General features: G+C 63.4%; 24 protein-coding genes. 15 read left to right on the forward strand and 9 right to left on the reverse strand.

Features of this window, described 5'->3' with window-relative positions; all coding sequences use genetic code 11:
- The first annotated feature begins 7 nt into the window (after positions 1-7).
- The 8 genes from ACVWVY_RS09510 (at position 8) to ACVWVY_RS09545 (ending at position 7072) form a co-directional block, all read left to right on the forward strand.
- On the forward strand, positions 8-415 hold the full coding sequence (locus ACVWVY_RS09510; RefSeq protein ID WP_456626134.1) for a hypothetical protein: 408 nt from the start codon (positions 8-10) through the stop codon (positions 413-415).
- Between the two features lie 176 nt (positions 416-591).
- On the forward strand, positions 592-804 hold the full coding sequence (locus ACVWVY_RS09515) for a hypothetical protein (protein WP_456626135.1): 213 nt from the start codon (positions 592-594) through the stop codon (positions 802-804).
- Between the two features lie 122 nt (positions 805-926).
- The gene (locus tag ACVWVY_RS09520; protein WP_456632157.1) at positions 927-1142 is read left to right on the forward strand and encodes a hypothetical protein; all 216 of its coding nucleotides are present in this window, start codon (positions 927-929) and stop codon (positions 1140-1142) included.
- 286 nt (positions 1143-1428) lie between these two features.
- Positions 1429-2700 (forward strand): lipoprotein-releasing ABC transporter permease subunit, encoded by a 1272-nt coding sequence (locus tag ACVWVY_RS09525; protein ID WP_456626136.1) that lies wholly within the window; start codon positions 1429-1431, stop codon positions 2698-2700.
- Between the two features lie 328 nt (positions 2701-3028).
- On the forward strand, positions 3029-4447 hold the full coding sequence (gene thrC, locus ACVWVY_RS09530; protein WP_456626137.1) for a threonine synthase: 1419 nt from the start codon (positions 3029-3031) through the stop codon (positions 4445-4447).
- Positions 4444-5733, forward strand: a complete 1290-nt coding sequence (locus ACVWVY_RS09535; protein WP_456626138.1) for a M16 family metallopeptidase — start codon at positions 4444-4446, stop codon at positions 5731-5733. Before thrC ends, ACVWVY_RS09535 begins: the two co-directional genes overlap by 4 nt.
- A gap of 10 nt (positions 5734-5743) precedes the next feature.
- Complete coding sequence (locus tag ACVWVY_RS09540) at positions 5744-6331, forward strand: GNAT family N-acetyltransferase (protein WP_456626139.1); 588 nt, start codon at positions 5744-5746, stop codon at positions 6329-6331.
- Between the two features lie 105 nt (positions 6332-6436).
- On the forward strand, positions 6437-7072 hold the full coding sequence (locus tag ACVWVY_RS09545; protein WP_456626140.1) for a hypothetical protein: 636 nt from the start codon (positions 6437-6439) through the stop codon (positions 7070-7072).
- A gap of 54 nt (positions 7073-7126) precedes the next feature.
- On the opposite strand, the gene ACVWVY_RS09550 is transcribed toward ACVWVY_RS09545, so the two are convergent.
- The 5 genes from ACVWVY_RS09550 to ACVWVY_RS09570 form a co-directional block, all read right to left on the reverse strand.
- Positions 7127-7612: a F0F1 ATP synthase subunit B family protein gene (locus ACVWVY_RS09550; RefSeq protein ID WP_456626141.1), complete on the reverse strand. Its 486-nt coding sequence runs from the start codon at positions 7610-7612 to the stop codon at positions 7127-7129.
- Between the two features lie 4 nt (positions 7613-7616).
- Positions 7617-8165, reverse strand: a complete 549-nt coding sequence (locus tag ACVWVY_RS09555) for a F0F1 ATP synthase subunit B family protein (RefSeq protein WP_456626142.1) — start codon at positions 8163-8165, stop codon at positions 7617-7619.
- 60 nt (positions 8166-8225) lie between these two features.
- A complete protein-coding gene (locus tag ACVWVY_RS09560; RefSeq protein ID WP_016847054.1) occupies positions 8226-8456 on the reverse strand; it encodes a F0F1 ATP synthase subunit C in 231 nt (76 codons plus the stop codon).
- A gap of 55 nt (positions 8457-8511) precedes the next feature.
- Positions 8512-9267 (reverse strand): F0F1 ATP synthase subunit A, encoded by a 756-nt coding sequence (locus tag ACVWVY_RS09565; RefSeq protein WP_456626143.1) that lies wholly within the window; start codon positions 9265-9267, stop codon positions 8512-8514.
- A 69-nt stretch (positions 9268-9336) separates the two neighbouring features.
- The gene (locus ACVWVY_RS09570; protein WP_456632158.1) at positions 9337-9708 is read right to left on the reverse strand and encodes an AtpZ/AtpI family protein; all 372 of its coding nucleotides are present in this window, start codon (positions 9706-9708) and stop codon (positions 9337-9339) included.
- 276 nt (positions 9709-9984) lie between these two features.
- Between ACVWVY_RS09570 and ACVWVY_RS09575 the strand changes: the two genes are divergently transcribed.
- The 3 genes from ACVWVY_RS09575 (at position 9985) to ACVWVY_RS09585 (ending at position 11847) form a co-directional block, all read left to right on the forward strand.
- Entirely contained in the window at positions 9985-10608 is a 624-nt protein-coding gene (locus ACVWVY_RS09575) for a DsbA family protein (RefSeq protein WP_456626144.1), read from the forward strand.
- 65 nt (positions 10609-10673) lie between these two features.
- Entirely contained in the window at positions 10674-11213 is a 540-nt protein-coding gene (locus ACVWVY_RS09580; protein WP_456626145.1) for a hypothetical protein, read from the forward strand.
- Between the two features lie 160 nt (positions 11214-11373).
- A complete protein-coding gene (locus tag ACVWVY_RS09585; protein ID WP_456626146.1) occupies positions 11374-11847 on the forward strand; it encodes a secondary thiamine-phosphate synthase enzyme YjbQ in 474 nt (157 codons plus the stop codon).
- Between the two features lie 76 nt (positions 11848-11923).
- Here the strand turns inward: ACVWVY_RS09585 and ACVWVY_RS09590 are convergent, their stop codons facing one another.
- The gene (locus ACVWVY_RS09590; protein WP_456632159.1) at positions 11924-13573 is read right to left on the reverse strand and encodes an MFS transporter; all 1650 of its coding nucleotides are present in this window, start codon (positions 13571-13573) and stop codon (positions 11924-11926) included.
- Positions 13574-13922: 349 nt separating this feature from the next.
- Between ACVWVY_RS09590 and ACVWVY_RS09595 the strand changes: the two genes are divergently transcribed.
- Positions 13923-14597: a response regulator gene (locus ACVWVY_RS09595; protein WP_456626147.1), complete on the forward strand. Its 675-nt coding sequence runs from the start codon at positions 13923-13925 to the stop codon at positions 14595-14597.
- Positions 14598-14604: 7 nt separating this feature from the next.
- Entirely contained in the window at positions 14605-15276 is a 672-nt protein-coding gene (locus ACVWVY_RS09600) for an HAD family hydrolase (RefSeq protein WP_456626148.1), read from the forward strand.
- Between the two features lie 166 nt (positions 15277-15442).
- Here the strand turns inward: ACVWVY_RS09600 and ACVWVY_RS09605 are convergent, their stop codons facing one another.
- A complete protein-coding gene (locus ACVWVY_RS09605; protein ID WP_456626149.1) occupies positions 15443-16180 on the reverse strand; it encodes a helix-turn-helix transcriptional regulator in 738 nt (245 codons plus the stop codon).
- On the opposite strand from ACVWVY_RS09605, the gene ACVWVY_RS09610 reads away from it, so the two are divergent.
- On the forward strand, positions 16179-17615 hold the full coding sequence (locus tag ACVWVY_RS09610) for an MFS transporter (RefSeq protein ID WP_456626150.1): 1437 nt from the start codon (positions 16179-16181) through the stop codon (positions 17613-17615). The two genes, ACVWVY_RS09605 and ACVWVY_RS09610, sit on opposite strands and share 2 nt — an antisense overlap.
- A gap of 14 nt (positions 17616-17629) precedes the next feature.
- Here ACVWVY_RS09610 and ACVWVY_RS09615 read toward each other — a convergent pair whose 3' ends face one another.
- Together ACVWVY_RS09615 and hemA are read right to left on the reverse strand one after the other, a co-directional pair.
- Positions 17630-21142 (reverse strand): PAS domain-containing hybrid sensor histidine kinase/response regulator, encoded by a 3513-nt coding sequence (locus ACVWVY_RS09615; protein ID WP_456626151.1) that lies wholly within the window; start codon positions 21140-21142, stop codon positions 17630-17632.
- Positions 21143-21280: 138 nt separating this feature from the next.
- A complete protein-coding gene (hemA, locus tag ACVWVY_RS09620) occupies positions 21281-22510 on the reverse strand; it encodes a 5-aminolevulinate synthase (RefSeq protein WP_456626152.1) in 1230 nt (409 codons plus the stop codon).
- Positions 22511-22911: 401 nt separating this feature from the next.
- Here hemA and ACVWVY_RS09625 point away from each other — a divergent pair, with 401 nt between their 5' ends.
- A complete protein-coding gene (locus tag ACVWVY_RS09625) occupies positions 22912-24228 on the forward strand; it encodes a heterodisulfide reductase-related iron-sulfur binding cluster (protein ID WP_456626153.1) in 1317 nt (438 codons plus the stop codon).
- The last annotated feature ends 16 nt before the right edge of the window (positions 24229-24244 follow it).

The raw sequence follows: 24244 nt of genomic DNA on the forward strand, positions 1-24244 counted from the left end.
CTGCCGTTTGGCGATCGCTGAACCGGCCGCGCTGCGGGGCGCGACCCGTTCGCGCCGCTGGATTGGCCTCTCGCCCGGGCAATGGATGACGATAAGCGAATCCAGCGAAGGCTTATCGGTGATGGCGATGCTTGTGGTGGCCGCGGCCCCTGTGCCACCCGTAGTGGTGCCCGCGTCCCCGGTGCATGTGTCCGTGGCCGTGGCCGCGCCCGTGCCCGTGCTTGACCTCAATCACTCCGCCGTCCGGCGCGGCCATCGGGGCCATGCCCAGCCTGGCGGAAGCGGATACGGTCATTGCCAGCAGCGCAAGACCAATCAGGCCGATACGTCTCATACAGTGTCCTCCCGTTCGCGTGATTGCGACGTCAGGCACAAGTTTCCGGTGCAACGTTTGTTCCGGCGCCGCATGAAGTAAATGACAATGGTGCGCGAGCGCCTTTCCGTTCATTCCCGGCCTGGATGCGCCGCGCAACCGACGGCTGCGGCGCTTTCCGCGCCGGCTCGGACAGGCGATGCAATTCGTCCGCGTCGCCGTGGTCATTTTCGGGAAAACTTGGCAACATGCGCTCGCTTTAATGGCAGGAGCGGTGAATGGCTGACCCGGATATCGTCGAGACCGCCTGTGCACGGGCGTGGGGCGTCTACCGTCTGATCAACAAAGGGATCGACGAGAATGACGCGCGGCACGCTATGTTGAAGCGCTTCATTCAGCAGCGCTGGGAGGCGGGCGACAACGAGCCGGAGTTTCTGACGGTCGAGGGGCTCAAATATCTCAAGCAGCTGGACGGGTCCCGGACCGGCTAGCGTAATCCGCCGGTGGCCCTAGCCAAGACCCTAGTCGGGAAAAAGAGGAACAATCGATTTCTTCGGGAGTTGCCGGTTGCATCATGGAAAACCCCGAGGAGGACGCCTTGAAGAAATTTCTGATGATCGGAACGCTGGTCTTTGCCGCATCGGCGGCTGCTGAAACCGCGGTCGCCGCCGAATTCTACGTGGTTCGCGACGCCACCACCAAGAAGTGCACGATCGTCGATACCAAGCCGACGACGACGACGACCACCGTCGTCGACAACGGCACGTTCAAGACCAAGACCGAGGCCGAAACCGGCATGAAAACAATGAAGGTCTGCACCACCGATTAACGACAGACCCTTCCAGGAGAGAGGGCCGCGAGCTCAGCTTGCGGCCCTTTTCGTTGCGGGCATCAGCCCCGGTAACGCAGCGCCGCGACCAACGCGGCAAGGCCGGCGTTAGCTGACGGCGGCTCGGTTAATAGAGGTGATAGCCTGGAAACGGCGCGCTCTTCATGGCATGGCGGGAATATGGCGGTGGATGAAGATTGTTCATCGAAGCGAGCGCTCGAATCGCACGGAAAACGCGCTAAGGTGGCGCATGGAAAAAAGTGCAGCCATGGGAAAAAGCGGAGCCATGGAAAATGTCCCGCGCCCGCTGCCTTTCTCGGCATTCGAATGGTTGGTGTCAGGGCGCTACTTGCGGGCGCGTCGCAAGGAAGGTCTCATTTCCGTTATTGCCGGCTTCTCCTTCCTCGGCATCATGCTCGGCGTTGCGACGCTGATTATCGTGATGGCCGTCATGAACGGCTTTCGCAAGGAATTGATCGACAAGATCGTCGGCATGAACGGCCATCTTGTGTTGCAGCCCATCGAGTCGCCGCTGACGGATTGGAAAGACGTCACTGAGCGCATCAGTCAGGTTGAGGGCATACGGCTTGCCGTTCCCGTGGTCGACGGTCCGGCGCTGGCATCATCGGCACACAATGCCTCGGGCGTACTCGTTCGCGGCATTCGCCCCGATGATCTCAACAAGCTTGCCTCGATCGCCAGCAACATCCAGCAGGGCTCGCTGGGCACATTTGAGCGGGGCCAGGGGGTCGCCATCGGACGCAGGCTCGCCGATCAATTGTCGCTGCGTGCCGGCGACAATATCACGCTGGTCGCGCCTGGCGGGCCGGTGACGTCGAAGGGCATTGCGCCGCGTATCAAGCCTTACAAGGTCGCGGCGGTGTTCAGCATCGACATGTCGGAATATGATTCCGTGATGGTCTTTCTGCCGCTTGCCGAGGCGCAGGCCTACTTCAATCGCGCCGACGACGTGAGCGCGATCGAAATTTTCATCGAAGCCAGTCCCGACAGGGTCGACGACTTCCGAAGGCCGGTGGCAGACGCCGCCGGGCGGCCGGTATTCCTCGTCGACTGGCGACGGCGGACCTCGGCCTTTTTCGCCGCACTTCAGGTCGAGCGCAACGTCATGTTTCTGATCCTGACCTTGATCGTGCTGGTCGCCGCGCTGAACATCGTTTCGGGTCTGATCATGCTCGTGAAGGACAAGGGCAGCGACATCGCTATTCTGCGCACCGTGGGCGCCTCGCGAGGATCGATCATGCGGGTGTTCCTGATCGCGGGTGCTGCGATCGGCGTTGTCGGCACGCTGACCGGACTTCTTGTCGGCATGCTGGTTTGCATGAATATCGAATCGATCCGGCAATTCCTGTCCTGGCTCACCAGTACCGAATTGTTTCCACCAAAACTCTACCTCCTGTCGAAGCTGCCGGCGGAGATCGATTTTGGCGAGACCGCCGCCGTTGTGATCATGGCGCTGGCGCTGTCATTCCTCGCGACGCTCTATCCATCGTGGCGCGCGGCGCAACTCGATCCGGTCGAGGCATTTCGATATGGCTGACCGGATATGCGCTGGCTAAAGCCTTTTGGGCCAGCGGGCGAACCACGTCGCGAGATCGTGCGGTCTTGATCCCGTCATTGCGAGCGCAGCGAAGCAATCCACGTCCCCGCTTGCCGTGCTTGGATTGCTTCGCTGCGCTCGCAATGACGGGGAAACAGCAGGGCTCCGACCACCGGGGTGGCCGTCCCGCTTCCCTTCTTTTTCACCCCAATGCCATTTCCCCTTCGCCCCAAAACGCTTATGGTGCCGCTCGCTTCGCGTTTGGCGAAATCTAATACATGATCAATATCAAAGGCTTGGCATAGGGCTTGCGCCTTTGGAGGGTGGTTTGACGCGCTATATTTCGACGCGGGGGGAGGCCCCCGTCCTGGGTTTTTGCGATGTGATGCTGGCCGGGCTTGCCCGCGACGGCGGCCTCTATGTGCCCGAGGTCTGGCCGCAGCTTTCTGCCGAGACCATCGCGGGATTTTTCGGCCGGCCCTATTGGGAAGTCGCGGTCGACGTGATCAGGCCGTTTACCGCAGGTGAAATCTCCGACGTCGATCTCGGTCGCATGGCGAACGAAGCTTACGCGACGTTCCGCCATCCTGCCGTGGTGCCGCTCGATCAGGTCGGGCCCAATCAATTCGTGCTGGAGCTGTTCCACGGCCCGACGCTGGCGTTCAAGGACGTCGCGATGCAGCTGATCTCGCGGCTGATGGATCACGTGCTGGCCAAGCGCAATCAGCGCACCACCATTGTGGTCGCGACTTCTGGCGATACGGGCGGCGCCGCCGTCGATGCGTTCGCGGGCCTCGATAATGTCGATCTGGTCGTGCTGTTCCCGAACGGACGCATCTCCGACGTACAGCGGCGGATGATGACGACGACGGGGGCGGCCAACGTGCATGCGCTCGCGATCGAAGGCACCTTCGACGATTGCCAGGCGATCGTGAAGGCGATGTTCAACCATCACGGCTTTCGCGATGCGGTTTCGCTGTCGGGCGTCAACTCGATCAACTGGGCGCGGATCGTGGTGCAAGTGGTGTATTATTTCACCTCGGCCACAGCCCTCGGCGCGCCCGCGCGCACGGTGGATTTCACCGTGCCGACCGGGAATTTCGGCGATATCTTTGCAGGTTACGTCGCCAAGAAGATGGGCCTGCCGGTGCGCTGGCTGCGCATCGCTTCCAACGTCAACGACATCCTGCCGCGCACGCTCAAGACCGGCATCTATGAGGTCCGCGAGGTTCACGCCTCCGCTTCGCCCTCGATGGACATCCAGATCTCCTCGAATTTCGAGCGGCTGCTGTTCGAGGCGAGCGGCCGCGACGCCGACAGCGTTCGCCGGTTGATGGCCTCGCTGAAACAGTCCGGACGTTTCGTGCTGCCCGATGCCATGCTGGCCGCGATCCGCGAGGAGTTCGATGCCGGACGCGCCGACGAGACCGAGACGTCGGCCGCGATCAGGGCCGCCTGGCGCGAGGCCGGCGACCTCGTCGATCCCCATACCGCGGTGGCGCTGGCAGTAGCGGATCGCGATACCTCGGATTCGAAGATCCCCAACATCGTGCTGTCGACCGCGCATCCGGCCAAGTTTCCCGATGCGGTGGAAGCCGCCTGCGGCGTGCGGCCGCAACTACCGGCCTGGCTCGACGGTCTCATGACCAAATCCGAACACATCACGGTGATGAAAAACGATTCAGCCGAAGTGGAGCGATTCGTGCGCTCGGCGAGCCGTGCCGCGAAGCAGGGAGTTGCCGGATGAGCGTTGACGTAACCAAGCTGCCATCCGGCCTGACGGTCGTTACCGACACCATGCCGCATCTGGAAACGGCTGCGCTCGGCGTCTGGGCCGGCGTCGGCGGCCGTGACGAGAAGCCGAACGAACACGGCATCTCGCATCTTCTGGAACACATGGCCTTCAAGGGCACCACGCGCCGTTCCTCGCGCGAAATCGTCGAGGAAATCGAGGCGGTCGGCGGCGATCTCAATGCGGGCACTTCGACCGAAACCACCGCCTATTATGCCCGGGTGATGAAGGCCGACGTGCCGCTGGCGCTCGACGTGCTCTCCGACATTCTGGCCAATCCGTCATTCGTGCCTGATGAACTCGAGCGCGAGAAGAGCGTCATCGTGCAGGAAATCGGCGCGGCGCAGGATACGCCCGATGACGTCGTGTTCGAGCACCTCAACGAGCTCTGTTTTCCGGACCAGCCGATGGGCCGTTCGCTCCTGGGCACCGCGAAAACTCTGAAGAATTTCGATCGCGACATGCTGCGCGGCTATCTCTCGACGCATTACCGCGGCCCCGACATGGTGGTGGCCGCCGCCGGCGCGGTCGACCACAAGCGCGTGGTGGAGGAAGTGGCGCAAAGATTTGCCAGCTTCGACGCCACGTCGGCGCCGAAGCCGGTGCCTGCGATGTTCGGCAAAGGTGGTTCGCGCGTGGTGCATCGCGACCTCGAACAGGCGCATCTGACGCTGGCGCTCGAAGGCGTGCCGCAGACGGATCTATCGCTGTTCTCGCTGCAGGTCTTCACCAACACGCTCGGCGGCGGAATGTCGTCGCGGCTGTTCCAGGAAGTGCGCGAAAAGCGCGGCCTGTGCTACTCGATCTACACCTTCCACGCGCCCTATTCCGACACCGGCTTTTTCGGTCTCTACACCGGCACCGATCCCGGCGACGCGCCGGAAATGATGGAAGTGATTGTCGACGTCATCAATGATGCCGTCGAAACCCTGACCGAAGCCGAGATCGCCCGCGCCAAGGCGCAGATGAAGGCCGGCCTTCTGATGGCGTTGGAAAGCTGCTCCTCCCGGGCCGAACAGCTGGCGCGGCACGTGCTGGCCTATGGCCGGCCGCAGACGGTCGAAGAGCTGGTCGCCAGAATCGATGCGGTCAGCGTCGAATCGACCCGCAACGCCGCGCATGCGCTGCTGACCCGCAGCCGGCCGGCGGTCGTGGCACTTGGCAGCGGCAGGGGGCTGGACACGGCGGTGACTTTTGCGGAAGGATTGACGAGGTCGAAGGCGAAAACGCTTCTGCATTGAGGTAGAGGGCATGGCCCTGTTTCGTTTGCCAACCAGCGGACCGGCCGCGCTTGTGCCGCGCGGCCACGGCCTGCTGCTGCGCGCCCCGCAAATGTCGGATTTCCTGCAATGGGCGCAATTGCGCGAACAAAGCCGCGCCTACCTCACGCCGTGGGAACCGATCTGGCCGTCGGACGATCTGACCCGCGCCGGCTTCCGCCGCCGGTTGCGCCGCTACGCCGAAGATATCGCCGCCGACCGCTCCTATCCGTTCATCGTCTTCCGCGCGTCTGACGGCGCCATGATCGGCGGCATCACGCTCGCCAATGTCCGCCGCGGCATCGTGCAGGCCGGCACCATCGGCTATTGGGTCGGCGAACCGCATGCCGGCCGCGGCTACATGACCGCGGCGCTCCGGGTGCTGCTGCCGACGCTGTTCGGCGAACTCAACCTGCACCGCATCGAGGCCGCCTGCATTCCCTCCAATTCGCCCTCGATCCGGGTGCTGGAGAAATGCGGCTTCACCCGCGAGGGACTGGCGCGGCGCTATCTCTGCATCAACGGCGTCTGGCAGGACCATCTGCTGTTCGGCCTGCTGCATGAGGATTTCCGCGGCTGAACCGTTGATTTCTAAGCCTTTTAGGTGCCTTGGGTTCGCCGCCATTGGGCTGCTATAAGGCCGCCGGGAACAAATGACGTGGAATGATGGGATCAGGGACGTCGCATGGGTGACAATCGTTTGGCCAGGTTGATGGCGGCTGCGGCGGTTGCGGGCGGGCTGGCCTGCGTAACGGTGATGCCGGCATCGGCGCAATCGATCACCGATCGCTTCAAGAGCCTGTTCGGCGGCAAGTCGGACGCGGAGCCGGCCACCAATGCGCCGGCGGTGCCCGAGGATACGGGCGATCTCACCTGTCCGCCGGTCACGGTCAGGGCCGGCGCAGCCACCTACGCCGTGGCGGCGCCCGGCAAGCAGCCGGTCGGCAACGACCTGCGCTTTCAGGCGACGATCTCCAAGATGGCCCGCGAATGCACCGTCAATGGTGGCGTGATCACGGCGCGGATCGGCATTCAGGGCCGCGTCATTGCCGGCCCCGCCGGCGCCCCGTCGTCGGTCCAGGTTCCGATTCGCGTCGCGGTGGTGCAGGGCGGTGTCTCCGAGAAGACCATCGCCACCAAGGCCTACCAGACCACCGTCACGATGACGGAAGGCGGCAGCGAGCCGTTTACGCTGGTGGCCGAAGATCTCGTTTATCCGGCGCCTCCCGGCGCCGTCGGCGACAGCTACATCTTCTATATCGGCTTCGACCCGCAGTCCCTGAAGCCTGAACGCCCGGCGCCGAAAAAGAAGAAGCAATAAAAAAAAGCCGGCGCGAGGTGATCGCGCCGGCTTTGATTGGTAGGTCGAAGGCGCTCAGTTCAGCTTGGCGCGAACCTCGGCAATGCCCTTGGCGAGCAAGTCGTCGGCGACCGAGCCCTTGACCGACTTCGACAGGATGGTCGAGGCGGCTTCGACCGCGGCGTTGGCGGCGGCGGCACGGACGTCGGCCAGCGCCTGGGCTTCGGCGAGGGCGATCTTGCTCTCGGCGGTCTTGGTGCGGCGGGCGACGAAATCTTCCATCTTGGCCTTGGACTCGACCGCGATGCGTTCGGCCTCGGCCTTGGCATTGGCGATGATTTCCTCGGCCTCGCGCTCGGCGCTGGCGCGGCGGGTCTTGTATTCGCCGAGCAGCTTGGCGGCCTCCTCCTTGAGACGGCGGGCGTCGTCGAGTTCGGCCTTGATGCGCAGGGCGCGATGATCCAGCGCCGTCAGCACCGTCTTGTGGATGCCGAGATAGGCAAACAGCACCATCAGGATGACGAAGGCGATCGCGACCCAGGTTTCCGGTTGGGTGAACATCGCTCTATCCCTTCAACGTAGCATCGACGGCGCTGCTGACGGTTTTGCCGTCGGGCAGCACGCCGGTGAGGCGTTGCACGATCGCGCCGGCTGCATCCGCGGCGATGCCGCGGACATTGCTCATCGCGGTCTCCCGCGTCGCCGCGATCTGCTTCTCGGCGGCGGTAAGCTTGGTGTTCAACTGGTCTTCCAGCTTCTTGCGCTCGACTTCCGAGGCCGCGTTCAGCTTCTCGCGGGTCTCGTTGCCGATGGCCTGCGCGCGGGAACGTGCCGAAGCGAGTTCCGTCTCATAGGCCTTCAGCGCAGCGTCGGACTCGTCCTTCAGCTTCTGCGCCGCGGCCAGATCGCCCTCGATCGCATTCTGACGTGCGTCGATCACGCTTTCGACGCGCGGCAGCGCAAAGCGGGACACGATCACATAGAGCGCGACGAACGCGATAACCAGCGACACCAGCTGCGAAGCAAACGTGCTCGACTCGAACGGAGGAAATCCTCCGCCGTGTCCGCCGTCTGCCTCGGTGTGGGCGCCGGTACCATGACTTTTCTCAGCCACGGGGTTCTCCTCTTGCTGTCAGGCGCGCCGCCCGGATCGGGCGGCGCGAGTGGGTGCAGCTCAGAGCGGAACGAACAGCAGCAGCAGCGCGATCAGCAGCGAGAAGATGCCGAGCGCTTCGGTCACGGCGAAGCCGAAGATCAAGTTGCCGAACTGGCCCTGGGCTGCCGAGGGATTGCGCACCGCTGCGGCGAGGTAGTTGCCGAAGATGATGCCCACGCCGACGCCCGCGCCGCCCATGCCGATGCATGCGATGCCCGCGCCGATAAGTTTTGCTGCTGCCGGTTCCATTTTCTAGAGCTCCTTGAGAGATAAGACAGAGTGAGGGTGGAAATTCCCCGGACGCTTAGTGTCCCGGATGAATGGCGTCGTTGAGGTAGATGCAGGTGAGGATCGCGAACACGTAGGCCTGCAGGAATGCGACCAGCAGTTCGAGCGCGGTCAGCGCGACGGTGAGCGCCAGCGGTAACACGCCGCCGAGCCAGCCGATGGCGCCGAGCGAGACACCGAGCATCGCGACAAAGCCCGCGAACACCTTCAGCGCGATGTGGCCGGCGAGCATGTTGGCGAACAGACGGACGCTATGCGAAACCGGACGCAGGAAGAACGACAGGATTTCGATGAACATGACCAGCGGGACGATGTAGCCCGGAACGCCGTGGGGAACGAAGATACCGAAGAACTTCAGGCCGTTCTTGTAGACGCCGTAGATCAGGACCGTGAAGAAGACCAGGAGCGCGAGCGCCGCGGTGACGATGATGTGGCTCGAAACCGTGAACGTGTAGGGAATGATGCCTACGAAGTTCGAAACGCAGATGAACATGAACAGCGAAAAGATCAGCGGGAAGAACTTCATGCCTTCCGTGCCGGCAGTGCTGCGGATCGTGCTGGCGACGAACTCGTAGCTGATTTCGGCGATCGACTGCAGCCGCCCGGGAATCAGTTGCCCTCTCGCCATGCCACCGATCATCAGCAGCGAGATCACCGCCACCGCGATGAACATGTAGAGCGACGAGTTGGTGAAGGCGATCGTTTGGTTGCCGATATGGCCGATCGTGAAGATGGGTTCGATATTGAACTGGTGGATCGGGTCGATTTTCATCCGCGCGGCTCTTTATCCACCGGCCTGGCCGGCAATCGAATTTCAAATGTCGTGACTTCCCGTCGACGCTCAGCGCCTGCCTGGACCTGCGCCTGCAGTTCTCACCACGTTGACCACGCCGGCGACGAAGCCGAGCAGAAGAAACACGATGAAACCGAACGGCGACGTCGACAATAAACGGTCGAACCCCCAGCCAATCGCCGCCCCGACGACAACGCCCGCGACCAATTCCGAGGAAAGCCGGAAACCAAGCGCCATGGCAGAAGTCCTGGCAGCTGTGTCTCCGCTTTCAGTTCCGGGTTGATCAGTCCTGATCTTGCGGCTGTCACGAATTTCGGACAACCGGTGATCCAGACTTCCGAGCCTTGCGGAAAGCGCAGCTTCGTCGGAAGACGGCTGATCGCGATTTCCACCTGCGTTGTCGTTTTTGTCTTCGGCCATGCCCAAGACATTAAACGATGCCGCCGGTTGATGGAAATTGCGCCCGTCACCCTTGAAAGCCGCGCGGACCATACTTACCGCGTCTAATCAAGTCAAGATTAGGCCGTAGCCAGCTAGTGCTTTGATTTTTCAGGATTTATTTGACTATCGTCTGCGGCCCCGTAGACCCGGGATCGCAGTGCAGCAGTATTGCCACACGGATCGATCTTGCGTCCGTTTGCACGCTCTGTTGGGATGTCCCGAGCAAAGCGAAAATCGCCCGTTCCCGGAGCCCGCATGCCGCGTCAGGTCGATTACTATTTCTCGCTGCAATCGCCCTGGGCCTATATCGGGCACCAGTCCTTTCGGAATATCGTAAGTACTTACGATCTCAAGGTTAATCACAGGCCGGTAGTGCTGGTCGATCTGTTCTCGGAGACCGGTGGCCTGCCCTTGATGAAGCGCCACCCGGTGCGCCAGCGCTACCGGATGGTCGAACTGCAGCGTTGGCGCGACAAGCGCGGACTGAAATTTCATCTGCAGCCGGCGAACTGGCCGTTCAATGCACGCCTGGCCGATGGCGTCGTGATCGCGGCGCTCGAGGCCGGCCACGATCCCGACCGCTATTTGCGCCGGGCCTATGCCGCCGTCTGGGAAGATCAGCTCAATCTCGCCGATCCCGAAACGATTGCGAAACTCGCCGACGAATCGGGGCTGCCCGGCAAGCAATTGGTGGAGCGTTCCGGTGCGGAGGAAATCAGTGCGGCGTATGAGCAGAACCGGCAGGATGCGCTGGCAGCCGACGTGTTCGGCTCGCCGGTCTATGTGCTGGAGGGCGAGGTGTTTTGGGGGCAGGATCGCCTCGAATTACTGGAGGATGCGTTGAAGTCCGACCGCGCGCCCTATAGCTCAAAGGTCTAGGGACGCGCCTTGAAAGCGCCCCGGCGGTCGGGGAAACCGGTAACTCCTGCGGCGGGAGCAAGCCCATGAGTACAGCGAAATCGTCCTCGAAATTCTTTGGGCTCGTCGTGCTGGCCTTTTGTCTCGCAGGCACCGGGCACGCGCTCGCCGGCGCGTTGCCGGAAACCGAGAACGGCCGCTATGCGCTTTCACCCCTGGGCGATGGCGTGCTTCGGCTCGATACAAGAACCGGTGCGATTTCAACCTGTAACAATTCGGGCGCCGGCTGGGCCTGCTACGCCGTCCCCGACGAACGCGCGGCGATGGACGTCGAGATCGGCCGGCTGCAAGCGGACATTGGCCGGCTGCAGGCCGACAATGAAAGGCTCAAGGCAGACCTCGCCTCGCGCGAGCCCACGGTGCCCGGCAAGATCGAAGAGCCGCTGCCGAAATCGGATTCGCTGAAGAAGAGCGAGCCGAAGGTGGCGGAAGGCGAGCGCAAGATCGAGATCCCGCTGCCGAGCGACCGTGACATGGATCGCATGATGTCGTTCCTGGAGCAGGCCTGGCGGCGCCTGATCGAGATGGCCAACCGGGTGCAGCGGGACGTCAGCGGCAAGATTTGACGGAAGCTTGCGCCACCCTCTGGTCGTCCCTGCGTAAGCAGGGACCCATAACCACCGCTGCTGGTTGTTATCAAATAGTGTCAACTCCGACCTCCCGAAATCGAGAGGCCGCGGCGTATGGGTCCCGGCGTTCGCCGGGACGACGAAGAGATGAGTTCATATGACATCACACAAAATGCTCTCCCGAACTATTCCATCAACCGTCGCCGCCAGCACCATCACGTCCTCGCAGTTGACCGTGCAGACATCCGGCGCGGGCTTCACCGATCTCTCCGCCGAAGTCGCAGAATTCCTGGCGCAGGCTCAAGCACGCGAAGGCGCGGTGACGCTGTTCATCCGCCACACCTCGGCGTCGCTGACGATCCAGGAAAATGCCGATCCGACCGTGCTCGTCGATCTGACGACGGCGCTGAACCGGCTCGCGCCCGAGAATGCCGGCTGGCGCCACGATACCGAGGGGCCGGACGACATGCCGGCGCACATCAAGACCATGCTGACCGCGACCTCGCTGCACATCCCGGTGCTGCAGGGCGCGCTCGCATTGGGGACGTGGCAGGCGATCTATCTGGTCGAGCACCGCGCGCGGCCGCATCGGCGCGAGGTCGTGCTGCAGTTCATCGGCGCGACGGATTGAATCACCCGCAAAAAGCAAACCGGCCGCGGATTGCTCCGCGGCCGGCTTGTGATTTCGTTCCCCCGAACGAAACCGGTTACTTCGTGATGTCGACGTCCTTGGTTTCCGGCAGGAAGAAGAAGCCGACGACCGCGGTGATCGAAGCGAAGATGATCGGATACCAGAGACCCGCGTAGATGTCGCCGGTCGAGGCCACGATCGCGAAAGCGGTCGCGGGCAGCAATCCACCGAACCAGCCGTTGCCGATGTGATAGGGCAGCGACATCGAGGTGTAGCGGATCTTGGTCGGGAACAGTTCGACCAGCATCGCCGCGATCGGCCCGTACACCATGGTGACGTAGATCACCAGGATGAACAGCAGCCCGATCACCGCTGCGACCTGCGGTTTGAAGATGTCGAATGGATGCGACATCTTCACGATCTGGGCGTCGCCGGCCTTCGGGTAGCCTGCAGCCTGCACCGCCGCCAGCACCGCCGGATTCGATGTCTTGGCATCTGTATAGGCCGTGTCCTTGCCGTTGATGACGACCTTCACTCCCGAGCCTGCAGCGCCATAGGAGGTCGTATACTTGACCGACTGCTGCGCGAGGTAGGCGCGGGCGGTGTCGCACGGTGCGGTGAACACGCGGGTGCCGACCGGGTTGAACAGATCGCCGCACAACGCGGGATCCGAGACCACCTCGACCTTCACGCTTTCGATCGCCTTCTCCAGCGCCGGGTTGGCGTTGGTGGTGATCATCCTGAAGATCGGGAAGAAGGTAAGCGCCGCGATCAGGCAGCCTGCCAGAATGATCGGCTTGCGGCCGATCCTGTCGGACAGCGCGCCGAACACGATGAAGAAGCCGGTGCCCAACAGCAATGACCAGGCAATCAGCAGGTTGGCAGTGTAACCGTCGACCTTGAGGATCGATTGCATGAAGAACAGCGCGTAGAACTGGCCGGTGTACCAGACCACGCCCTGGCCCATCACGCCGCCAATCAGGGCGATGATCACGATCTTGGCGTTGCTCCAGTTGGCGAAGGCTTCGGTCAACGGAGCCTTCGAGCTCTTGCCCTCGTCCTTCATCTTCTGGAACACCGGCGATTCATTGAGCCGCAACCGGATCCAGACCGAGATGCCGAGCAGCAGCACCGAGACCAGGAACGGAATGCGCCAGCCCCACTTCGCGAATTCGGCTTCGCCAAGCGCCGTACGGGTGAAGAGAATCACCAGCAGCGACAGGAACAGGCCGAGCGTTGCCGTGGTCTGGATGAACGAGGTGTAGTACCCGCGTTTGCCCATCGGGGCATGTTCGGCGACATAGGTCGCCGCACCGCCGTATTCGCCGCCGAGCGCGAGGCCCTGCAGCAGGCGCAATGCGATCAGAATGACCGGTGCCGCAATGCCGATGGTCGCCGCGTTGGGCAGGATGCCGACGATGAATGTCGAGAGGCCCATGATCAGGATGGTGACGAGGAAGGTGTATTTGCGGCCGACGATGTCGCCGACGCGACCGAACACGATGGCGCCGAACGGACGAACGATAAAGCCCGCGGCGAACGCCAGCAGCGCGAAGATATCGCGCGTTGCCTGATTGAACATTGGCTGATTTGTTGCTGGATCGATGACGCCGAAGAACTGCGCGCCGATGATACTGGCAAGCGAACCGAACAGATAGAAATCATACCATTCGAAGACGGTACCGAGCGAGGAAGCGAGAATGACGAAACGTTCGTCCTTCGTCATTCCCGTGGCCTTGCCGGACGTGGCAGTCATAGTGGACATTTCGACACTCCCCAAAATCATTGATGCAAAGTCCGCCCTCGCCGAACTTGGCCGGATTGCTGGGCTTCGCCCCAAGGTAACATCCCCGTGAAACCAGCCCCAATACGACTTTCGGCCCTTTGCACGGCGTTTCGCCGCTATTGACCGTCGACTTTGCGCGCTGGTCCCCATCGGCGCGGCTGCGTATTGCGGCGCACAAGTTCGCGGGTTAACTGCTTTCAAACATGATAGGATTGGGCGCTTGCGCTAGCCGGTCCGACGGGAGACAAAGCGAAGCGGACTAGTCGCAAGCCCGATGCAAGAGAGCAGAATGACGACCGCTGCCAATACCCACCTCGTCATTGCCGATGACCACCCGCTATTCCGCGACGCGTTGCGTCAGGCGGTCAAAAGCGTCGTGGCATCCGCTGTCGTCAGCGAGGCCGGATCGTTCGACGATCTCACCGCGCTGCTGGAACGGGATTCCGATGTCGATCTGATCCTGCTCGATCTCACCATGCCGGGGATATCGGGATTCTCCGGCCTGATCTACCTTCGCGCGCAGTACCCGGCGATCCCGGTGGTCATCGTGTCCGCCAGCGACGATGCCGGCACGATCCGCCGCTCGCTGGATTTCGGCGCCTCCGGCTTCATCCCCAAGCGGTTCGGCGTCGAAACGCTGCGCGACGCCATCATGAAGGTGATGGAGGGCGACGTCTGGGTTCCGCCGGACACCGATCTCACCTCGGCCGACGACCCCGACATGTCGCGCCTGCGCGACCGTCTGGTCACGCTGACGCCGCAGCAGGTGCGGGTGCTGATGATGCTGTCGGAGGGCCTGCTCAACAAGCAGATCGCCTATGAGCTCGGTGTGTCGGAAGCGACCATCAAGGCGCATGTTTCGGCGATCCTGCAGAAGCTCGGCGTCGAGAGCCGCACCCAAGCCGTGATCGCCGCCGCGAAGATCGCCGGCGGCCAATGGCGCCAGGGAACGCCGACGGGGTAACAGTGCAATGTCCGGATCCGGGAGGGCGCTGCTGTTCGACATCGACGGCACGCTGGCCGACACCGATGCGCTTCATCTGAATGCGTTCAATCAAGTGTTCGCGCCTCATGGCCATGTGTTCGATCGCGCGCGCGCCTCGAAGGAGCTGATGGGGTTTTCCAATACTTCGATCAGCGAACGGTTTCTGCCGGGCTGGCCGCCGGAGCGTCAGGCGGCCATCATGGCGGAGAAGGAAGAGGCGTTCCGCAAGCTCGCGTCGGGGCAAATCAAACCGCTAGCGGGTCTGATGAAACTGCTTGCCCTGGCGGATCGCGCTGACGTCCCCATGGTGGCGGTAACCAACGCGCCACGCCTGAACGCCGAAATGATGCTTTCCGGGCTGGGCATCATGCAGCGCTTCAAGGCTGTCATCATCGGCGACGAGCTTCCGCACGGAAAGCCGCACCCGCTGCCATATCTGGAGGGGTTGCGCGCCGTGAGCGCCGCGCCCGAGCTGTCTCTCGCGTTCGAGGATTCCCGCTCCGGCGTTCAATCCGCGTCGGCGGCCGGCATCGCGACGATTGGAATGCGGACGAGCCTTGGCCATGGCGATCTGGTCGCTGCGGGCGCGGTCTCCACGGCCGCGACCTTTGACGATCCGGAACTGGTAGGGCTGGTCGGCAAGACAATGAACTGGTGACGTCCGGCGCGCGCCAGCGTTTACTCCGCCGCCGCCATCTGTTGCGCCCGCCATTGACCGAGCAGGGCGCGGGCGGCTGACGGCGCCAGGGGACGCCGACGACCCAACACCGTTCCATCTCCGCCATTCCTGGGCGCTCGCATGCGAGCCTCGAAGGATGATGCGCTCATCGTGGCTGCCGTCGCGTGATCCGGTACGCGCAGCGACGGGCGCCGGCTAGAATATGATCGATGCGCTCGACGCTCACGTCGGTTCCCAGCACGGCGCGGAACACCGCAAGTTCCGAACGACAGAGACCCTGGCAAGCGGTTGCTGCCGCGCAAATCGGGCAGTGGTTCTCGACCAACAGAAAGCTGTCCCGGGTATCCTTGGCCACGCTCGCCATGTAGCCCTCACGGCTTCGGATCCGTGCCAGCGCCGTCAGCTTCTGGCGAAGTGAACCCTGCGCGCGGATGAACTTGCGGTAGTTGGCGACGATCGCACGCTCGCGGTGCTCGATCAGCCTTTCCCTGCCGTCGACGCCAAAGACGTCGCGCATGGATTGCAATAAATCCAGGGTCAAATCGGAGTGGCGATCGGGGAACCGCCCGTGGCCGCGCGGCGTCAACCGCCAATATTTCCTTGGCCGCCCGCGCCCTTCGCGTTGGTCCTCGCTCTCCACCAGGCCTGCCGCCTCAAGCTTGAGGAGGTGCTGACGCGCGCCGGCCGGGGTCATGTCAAAGCGCGCACCGATGTCGGCGGCGACCTGCGGTCCGCGCGTCTTCAGGTGAAACAGGATGCGATCCTGGCTGCGGTCTGCGTCTTGACTCATGGGTTTATTTAGAAACAAAATACTATCTAAAATAGCCCGGATGTCCGTCGCTGGCAACTCCCGGCGCGTTGGTCCGGAGGGAGGCCCCGACATGGAGCAGGACTCTGTCCGGGAAGGGTGGCGATCACTCTTCAAACGGGAATGGATTCCGACGCTGGCTATCCTGCTTGGCGGGGTGCTGCTGCAATCCATGAACGTATTGCTGCTGACGACCGTGCTGCCGTCCATCGTCGGTGAGCTCGGTGGCGTCACAATGTTGAGTTGGCCGACCACCGCTTACCTTGCCTCATCCATCGTCGCGGCAAGTTGTACTGGCGTGCTCGCGACCGCCGTTGGCTCCCGGACAGTTTATTGCGCGGGCGTCACAATATTCGGCCTCGGCGCCCTGCTTTGCTCGCTGGCCCCGGCGATGGGCTGGATCGTTGTCGGCAGGCTCATTCAGGGATTCGGCGGCGGCCTCGAGGCTGCCGTCGCCTATGTGCTGGTCCGCGGAACGTTTCCGGAGTCGGCCTGGTCACGGACCATTGCACTGATGTCGACCAGTTGGAGCATGTCGGTCCTGATCGGCCCCCTTGTCGGCGGGGTGTTCGCCCATTTTGGCAACTGGCGCAGTGCCTTTGTCACGACCGCTGTTATTGCCGTTGTCCTGGCAATAAGCGCCTTCTTCATCTTGCCGCCGGTGACGGCCCGTGGAACGTCAACCCTGCGCGTGCCCGCCGGACGGGTCGCCCTGATCTGCCTCGCGATTGCTGCAACGTCCGCCGCATCGGTGGTCGCGGCGCCGCTTGCGAAATCGGGACTGATCGTCGCGGCGGTCGTGTCGTTCGCGGTGATGTTGCGGCTCGACCGTTTGGCAACGACCCGGCTCCTTCCGAGCGACGCGTTTTCATGGCGCACGCAGACGGGTGTCGGGCTATGGCTGGCGCTACTGCTCTGCATCACCTTCAGCCCGCTTCAGATCTACGTGCCCATATTCTTGCAGCAGCTGCATGGTTTCGGCCCGCTCTCGGCCGGCTTTGCCGTCGCCAGCGCCTCGCTGGCGTGGACGATCGCCTCGCTTGCAACCGCCGGGGTGTCGGTACGCTGGCCGGATCGATTGATGCTCACGGGGCCGGCAGTCATGGGGCTCAGCCTGATGGCCATCGGGTTTCTCGCGCCGTACGCCAAGGCATCCGCATTGCTGCTGGTCTCGGCAATTGCCGCACTGGGTGCGGGCATCGGCCAGTGTTGGCCCTTCATCGCGCACCGGATCATGGACAGCGCAAAGGCGGGCAACGAGGTCGTTGCGGCCTCGTCGGTCCCCACTGTCCAGCAGATGGGCTTTGCATTCGGCGCGGCGATAGCGGGGCTGATAGCAAATGCCAGTGGACTGTCGGCTGCGATTCCGGATCAGGGAATGGTGCGCTCAGCCTTCTGGGTGCCGGCGAGTTTTGCCGTGTTCGCGATACTCGCTTTCCTGACCGGGCTGCGCTTGCGCTCCTTGCGCAAACCCTCAGTTGGCCTCGCCATCCGCAATAGCGAACATTGAAAAAAGCTGGCGTGCTACTCCGCCGCCACCATCTGCTGCGCGCGCCACTGGCCGAGCAGGGCGCGGAGCGAGGCCGGTTTGACCGGCTTGTTGAGGATCGCGATGTTCTCCTCGCGCGCGGCCGCCCGGACGTTCGGGCTGCGATCCGCCGTGATCAGGATCGCCGGAATGCTTTCGCCGAAGCGGCGGCGGATCTCGCGGATCGCGGCGACGCCGTTACCGCGGTCGAGATGGTAGTCGACCAGAAGGCCCGTCACGCTGCTGCCGGAAATCTCGATCGCCGCGATCGCGGCGTCGGGGTCGGCTACCGCGATCACTTCCGCGTTCCACGCCGTCAGCAGCGTCCTCATGCCGTCGAGGATCGCCGGATCGTTTTCGATGCAAACGATCAGGGCGCCGCTCATCGGCGTCCTGGAAAGCGGCGTCGCGCTGGTGACGGCGGCGGTATGGTTGATCGCGGCGGCAACCGGCACCGTGACCGAGAACACCGAGCCGCCGCGGGCAGTGGCATCGATCGCGATGCCATGGTTGAGCACGCGCGCCAGCCGCTCGACGATCGATAGTCCAAGGCCGAGGCCGCGGGCGATCCGCGCGCCCTGTTCCAGGCGGTGAAACTCCTTGAAGATCTCGCCGCGTTTCGCCACGGGAATACCGACGCCGGTGTCGTAGACCGCGATCTGCAGCGATTGTCCGTGGCGGCGGCAACCGACCAGCACGCGCCCGCGCGGGGTATATTTGATGGCGTTCGAGATGAAGTTCTGCAGCAGCCGTCGCAGCAGCGAGCGGTCGGATTGCACCGGCAGCGAGCAGGGCACGAAGGTCAGATCGAGCCCCTTGGCGCGGGCGATCGGCGCGAACTCGATTTCCAGCGAGCGCATCAGGTCGGCCATCTTGAAGCTGGTGATCGAGGTCGCCATCGCGCCGGCATCGAGCCGCGAGATATCCAGCAGCGCGCCGAGAATCTCCTCGATCGCCTCCAGCGAGTCGTCGATGTTCTCCACCAGGCGCGAATCCTCGCCGCCGCTGTTCTGCCGCTCGACGAGGCTCGTCACATAGAGCCGCGCCGCGTTGAGCGGCTGCAGGATGTCGTGGCTGGCGGCCGCAAGGAAGCGGGTCTTCGAGATGTTGGCGTCCTCGGCAGTGCTCTTGGCCTGCGCCAGCTCGGAATTCAGGCGGGTGAGTTCCTCGGTGCGGTCGCGGACGCGCTTTTCCAGCGTCGCATTGGCGCGTTCCAGCGCTTCGGCGGCCTCGAAGCTCGGCGTGACGTCGGAGAAGGTGATGACGAAGCCGCCGCCCGGCATCCGGTTGGAGCGGACCTCGATCACCATGTGGCGGTCCGGCAGGCGCTCCAGATAGGGCTCGCCCTCGGTGGTGTACGCATCCAGCCGCCGCTGCAGCAACGCGTCGGAGCTGCCGGGGCCGGATGGATTGACGGCGTCCATGAATTCGAGAATTTCCTGCAAGGGGATGCCGAGCTGCACGAGATGCGGCGGCAGCGCCAGGATTTCGCCGAACTGGGCGTTCGAGCAGATCAGCTGCAAATCCGCATCGAATACCGCGATGCCCTGGCGCACATGATTGAGCGCGGTTTGCAGAATCTCGCGGTTGAAATGCAGCGCGGCGTGGGAATCGTCGAGCAATTTCAGCGCGGCCTTGGCGGAGACGGTTCGCTTGCGCAGCAACAGCGACATCACGAGGCGCGAGGAGGCGGCCCCGATCGAGGAGGCGATCAGGCGTTCGGCGTGTTGCAGCAATTCGAAATCGGCGGGCGCGGCCGGATCGGGACTGCTGGGATGGCCGGCGGTAAAGGCCTCGAAGGCCTGAGCAGCGCGCTCGGGGCCGAGATATTGCGCCACCGTGCTCTGGATATCCTGCACGGTAACGGTCGTCCGCCAGCGCCGGAACGTCGGCGCGATCGGCGTCAGCGTGTTGGGTACGAACAGATCCGCCTGCAGCCGTTCGATCGACGACGGCCGTTGCGCGATCGACATCACGATGTAGGTCAGGATGTTGAGCGAGAGCGACCAGAGCACGCCGTGCATCAGCGGCGGCAGGTCGGCGCCGAACAATGCCCGCGGACGCAGCGCCTCGATGCCGAACGGCCCGTGTTGCAGCAGCAGCATGCCGGCGGGATTACCCTCCAGGAAGCTCGGCAGGAACAGCGTATAGGCCCACACCGCAGCGCCGACCAGCATGCCGGTCATGGCGCCGCGGGCGGTTCCCTCGCGCCAGAACAGGCCGCCGAAGAAGGCCGGCGCCAGCTGGGCAAGGGCTGCGAAAGAAAGCAGGCCGATCGCCGCCAACTGGGTGTTGCCGAGCGCGCGATAGTAGAAATACGCCATCACCATGATGGCGAAGATCGCAAAGCGCCGGATCCTGAGCAGGAAGTCGCCGAAATCCTGGCTGCCGTCGCGCGTCGCCGGGCCGCGCTGCAGCACCAGCGGCAGGACGATGTCGTTGGAGACCATGATGGAGAGTGCGACGCATTCCACGATCACCATCGCGGTCGCGGCCGACAGGCCGCCGACGAAGACGGCAATGCTGAGCAGCGGGGCATCCGCCTCGATCGGCAGCGCCAATACGAACATGTCGCTGTCGACGGCGCCGAACGGAAAGGTGACGAGGCCGGCGAGCGCGATCGGAATCACGAACAGGTTGATGGCGACCAGATAGAGCGGAAACAGCCAGCGGGCGCGGCTGACCTCCTCGGGGCTGGAGTTCTCGACCACGCTGACGTGAAACTGCCGTGGCAGCAGCATGATCGCGCAGAACGACAGCAGTGTCATGGTGAGGAAATTGCCGATCGACGGCACGTAGTCGATCGCGCGCACCGCCTCCGGGGTCTTCATCGCACGTTCGATCAGCTCGACGGGCGTGAACATCCAGAAGGTGACGAAGGCGCCGGCGGCGAGAAAGGCCACCAGCTTGACGATGGATTCGGTGGCGACCGCCAGCATCAGGCCGTGCTGGTGCTCGGTGGCGTCGGTCTGGCGGGTGCCGAACAACACCGCGAACGCCGCCATCGCCAATGTCACGACCAGCGCGATGTCGCCGATGATCGGGATCGAGGAGAACAGCTTGTCCTCGCTCAGGATCGTCTCCAGCGAGGACGCCACCGCCTTGAGCTGCAGCGCGATGTAAGGCACCGAGCCTACGATCGCGATGACGGCCACGGTGGCTGCGACCGCCTGGCTCTTGCCGTAGCGCGCCGCGATGAAGTCGGCGATCGAGGTAATGTTCTGCGACTTGGCGAGCTTGATCACGCGCCGCAAGAGTGGCGTGCATAGCCCGATCATCAGGATCGGGCCGACATAGATTGCGAGGAAGTCGGTGCTGGTGCGGGTGGCGAAACCCACCGAGCCGAAGAAGGTCCAGGAGGTGCAGTAGATCGCCAGCGACAGCGGATAGATCAGCATGCTGGCGCGGCCGCGCTGGCTCGGCGACAGCCGGTCGCCATAGCTGGCGACGCCGAACAGCAGGCCGATATAGGCGAACGCGGCGGCGATCACGCCCCAGTCGTGCAGCATCGCTGCTTGTCTCCCTCTCCGATCGGACGCGCGCTGGCGCCAGAGCTGGAACACATGGCCGGAAGAGGCAAGTATAAACGCTTTGGGCCGGCAGCGCACCGCGCTACCGGCCCAATTCCTGGGATCAGGATGGTAGGGTTACTCGGCCGCCAGCGATTGCTGCTTCACGGGCAGGCCGAGACGGTCCCAGACCTGCAGCAGCGCTTCGGCCAACTGATCGATCAGGCCGTCTTCGTGGTAGGGCGAGGGCGTGATCCTTAAGCGCTCGGTTCCCTTGGCGACCGTCGGATAGTTGATCGGCTGGATATAGATGCCGTGCTCCTCCAGCAGCATGTCGGACGCCTGCTTGCACTTCTCGGGGTCGCCGACGAACAGCGGCACGATGTGGGTGTCGTTCGACATCACAGGCAGCCCGGCGGCGTTGAGGATCGCCTTGACCCGGGCGGCGCGGTCCTGGTGGCGCTCGCGCTCCCAGTTCGAAGCCTTGAGGTGACGGATCGCAGCCGTCGCGGCCGAGCAGATCGCCGGCGGCAGCGCGGTCGTGAAGATGAAGCCCGGCGCATAGGAGCGGACCGCGTCGATGATCTCGGCCTTGCCGGCGATATAGCCGCCGAGGCAGCCGAAGGCCTTGGCGAGCGTGCCTTCGAGCACGTCGATGCGGTGCATGACGCCGTCGCGCTCGGCGATACCGCCGCCGCGCGGGCCGTACATGCCGACCGCATGGACTTCATCGACATAGGTCATGGCGCCGTACTTCTCGGCGAGATCGCAGATTTTTGCGAGCGGGGCGACGTCGCCGTCCATCGAATAGAGGCTCTCGCAAGCGATCAGCTTCGGCCGGTCGGGGCCCGCCGCGATCAAGAGCTCTTCCAGATGCGCCATGTCGTTGTGGCGGAAGATCTGGCGTTCGCAGCCGGCCTGGCGCACGCCTTCGATCATCGAATTGTGGTTCAGCGCGTCGGAGAGAATGAGGCAGTTCGGAATAAGCTTTGCGATCGTGGAGATGCCGGTCTGGTTCGAGACGTAGCCGGAGGTGAACAGCAGCGAGGCTTCCTTGCCGTGCAGGTCGGCCAGTTCCTGTTCGAGTTGCACCAGCGGATGATGGGTGCCGGCGATGTTGCGGGTGCCGCCGGCGCCGGTACCAACTCTCGTGGCGGTCTCGACCATGGCGCCGACCACCTTCGGGTGCTGGCCCATGCCGAGATAGTCGTTAGAACACCAGATCACGACATTGCGCGGGCCCTTCGGCGAGTGCCAGACCGCGTGGGGAAATCGTCCGGCGATCCGTTCGAGGTCGGCGAAAACGCGGTAGCGCCGCTCGTCATGCAGGCGATTGAGGGCGGTTTGGAAAAATTTGCTGTAATCCATCACAAGACCTGGAACCGGAACCGGCCGGATTGGCTTCGCGCCTTTTTAGAGCCTTTCCAGCTTTGATGTCTATGCGAATTCCCACATTTTGGCGCGCCTCCGGGATGCTACCTAGGCGGAGCTAATATTGATCGGAATCAAGGCGCTAGGTCCGAATTGGGGCCCCGCATTCCATCGCCCGGACAGACATGCGCCAAGGCCCCTGTCGTGCAGGCGCCGACGACCATGTGCCCGGTCTTGAGGCCACCACCGACATTCCCCCCGCCAAGGCGGACCTGATCGCCTTTCGGGAGCGGCTGGCCGGTTTTCGCATATCCGTTTGGACCGGGCCTGCGCTATGGTCCCATGGTCGATATGGGGCCTGTGCTCATTGGCATGGGCCAAGGGCGGAGCCGCAGCCGATGAGCGACACCTCTTTCGAGACGGCGCTGGGCAGTCGCGTTGAAGAGATGCTCGACGCGTGCACGCGCTGCGGCAAATGCGTCGAAGCCTGTCCGAGCGTAGCCCCCGCCGGTATCGCAGACGCAAGTTCCACCGACATCATCAGCGGCATCCTTGACATCCTGCGGACCGGTGACGGTCCCGAGGCGTCACGCAGGTGGGCATCCGCCTGCATGCGGAGCGGCGAGTGCATCAAGGCGTGCGACTACGGCGTCAATCCGCGCTTCCTGCTGACCATGGCGCGCGTCGCGATGGCCAAGAGCCAGAATGAACTGCCCGAACGACGGCGCCAGGGCCTGACGCTGTTCCGCGACGACAGCCGCGATGTGGCTGTTCTGTCGCAGTTGCAGGTCGATGCCGAGGTGCTGCAGCGGCTCGGCCAAAAATCAGCATCGGCCGCGATACCGGCCGAGGCGCCGGATTTCGTGTTCTACACCGGCTGCAATGTGCTGAAGAATCCACATATCGCGCTGCTTGCCCTCGACATCATGGATGCGCTCGGCGTCATCTACCAGGTGATGGGCGGGCCGAGCCATTGCTGCGGCATCAAACAGATGAATGCCGGCGACGTCGAGATGTCCGGGCGCATGGGCGCAAACTCGATCGAGAAGATGTCGCACTCGAAATCCGGCCAGGTGATCTCCTGGTGTCCAAGCTGCTACGTCCAGTTCACCGAGACGAATATTCCGGCCATTGAGCGACAAGGCGGCGCGCGGCCGTTCGAGATGACGCCCTTCCTGCTGTTTCTGCGTGAGCGACTGGCTCAGTTGACCCCGCTGTTGCGCCGGGAGGTCAAGATGCGGATCGCGCTGCATCGGCATCCCGGCGTGGCTGGCGTCATGGAAGCCGCCGCGGAAATCCTGCAGACGATCCCTGGCATCGAGCTCGTCGAGTTGCAGCAACCGGCAGTCGGCCTACAAAGCAACAATCTCCGCGTCCTGCCCGCGTTCAAGCGTGAGCTGCAACGGAATGAGCTTCAGGCGGCGTCTGATGCCGGCATCGACGCGCTGGTCGGCGTCTATCATTCCGATCATCGCGAATTATGCGCGCACGAACGCGACTGGCCGTTCCGCATCATCAATGTGCTCGAAGTCGTCGGCGCGAGCATGGGCCTGCACCGCCACGACCGCTACAAGGAGCTCAAGCTGATGCAGGATGCCGACCAGATCGTCGCCGAATGCAAGGACTTGATCGAGCAACATTCGCTAGATGTCGCGGTGGCCCGCAACGTCATTGCCAAGGGGATGCTCGGTGATCAGCCGCTGCCACTGAAATAGCCGCCGACCGCGTTCG

It is taken from the genome of Bradyrhizobium sp. URHC0002, from assembly GCF_054059515.1.

Excerpts from the sequence above, each read along its gene's own strand:
- ACVWVY_RS09515 (WP_456626135.1), top strand. The coding sequence starts at position 592 with ATGGCTGACCCGGATATCGTCGAGACCGCCTGTGCACGGGCGTGGGGC.
- ACVWVY_RS09520 (WP_456632157.1), top strand. The coding sequence starts at position 927 with ATGATCGGAACGCTGGTCTTTGCCGCATCGGCGGCTGCTGAAACCGCG.
- ACVWVY_RS09525 (WP_456626136.1), top strand. The coding sequence starts at position 1,429 with ATGGAAAATGTCCCGCGCCCGCTGCCTTTCTCGGCATTCGAATGGTTG.
- ACVWVY_RS09535 (WP_456626138.1), top strand. The coding sequence starts at position 4,444 with ATGAGCGTTGACGTAACCAAGCTGCCATCCGGCCTGACGGTCGTTACC.
- ACVWVY_RS09540 (WP_456626139.1), top strand. The coding sequence starts at position 5,744 with ATGGCCCTGTTTCGTTTGCCAACCAGCGGACCGGCCGCGCTTGTGCCG.
- ACVWVY_RS09545 (WP_456626140.1), top strand. The coding sequence starts at position 6,437 with ATGGGTGACAATCGTTTGGCCAGGTTGATGGCGGCTGCGGCGGTTGCG.
- ACVWVY_RS09550 (WP_456626141.1), bottom strand. The coding sequence starts at position 7,612 with ATGTTCACCCAACCGGAAACCTGGGTCGCGATCGCCTTCGTCATCCTG.
- ACVWVY_RS09560 (WP_016847054.1), bottom strand. The coding sequence starts at position 8,456 with ATGGAACCGGCAGCAGCAAAACTTATCGGCGCGGGCATCGCATGCATC.
- ACVWVY_RS09565 (WP_456626143.1), bottom strand. The coding sequence starts at position 9,267 with ATGAAAATCGACCCGATCCACCAGTTCAATATCGAACCCATCTTCACG.
- ACVWVY_RS09570 (WP_456632158.1), bottom strand. The coding sequence starts at position 9,708 with ATGGCCGAAGACAAAAACGACAACGCAGGTGGAAATCGCGATCAGCCG.
- ACVWVY_RS09575 (WP_456626144.1), top strand. The coding sequence starts at position 9,985 with ATGCCGCGTCAGGTCGATTACTATTTCTCGCTGCAATCGCCCTGGGCC.
- ACVWVY_RS09580 (WP_456626145.1), top strand. The coding sequence starts at position 10,674 with ATGAGTACAGCGAAATCGTCCTCGAAATTCTTTGGGCTCGTCGTGCTG.
- ACVWVY_RS09585 (WP_456626146.1), top strand. The coding sequence starts at position 11,374 with ATGACATCACACAAAATGCTCTCCCGAACTATTCCATCAACCGTCGCC.
- ACVWVY_RS09590 (WP_456632159.1), bottom strand. The coding sequence starts at position 13,573 with ATGACGAAGGACGAACGTTTCGTCATTCTCGCTTCCTCGCTCGGTACC.
- ACVWVY_RS09595 (WP_456626147.1), top strand. The coding sequence starts at position 13,923 with ATGACGACCGCTGCCAATACCCACCTCGTCATTGCCGATGACCACCCG.
- ACVWVY_RS09600 (WP_456626148.1), top strand. The coding sequence starts at position 14,605 with ATGTCCGGATCCGGGAGGGCGCTGCTGTTCGACATCGACGGCACGCTG.
- ACVWVY_RS09610 (WP_456626150.1), top strand. The coding sequence starts at position 16,179 with ATGGAGCAGGACTCTGTCCGGGAAGGGTGGCGATCACTCTTCAAACGG.
- ACVWVY_RS09605 (WP_456626149.1), bottom strand. The coding sequence starts at position 16,180 with ATGTCGGGGCCTCCCTCCGGACCAACGCGCCGGGAGTTGCCAGCGACG.
- ACVWVY_RS09615 (WP_456626151.1), bottom strand. The coding sequence starts at position 21,142 with ATGCTGCACGACTGGGGCGTGATCGCCGCCGCGTTCGCCTATATCGGC.
- hemA (WP_456626152.1), bottom strand. The coding sequence starts at position 22,510 with ATGGATTACAGCAAATTTTTCCAAACCGCCCTCAATCGCCTGCATGAC.
- ACVWVY_RS09625 (WP_456626153.1), top strand. The coding sequence starts at position 22,912 with ATGAGCGACACCTCTTTCGAGACGGCGCTGGGCAGTCGCGTTGAAGAG.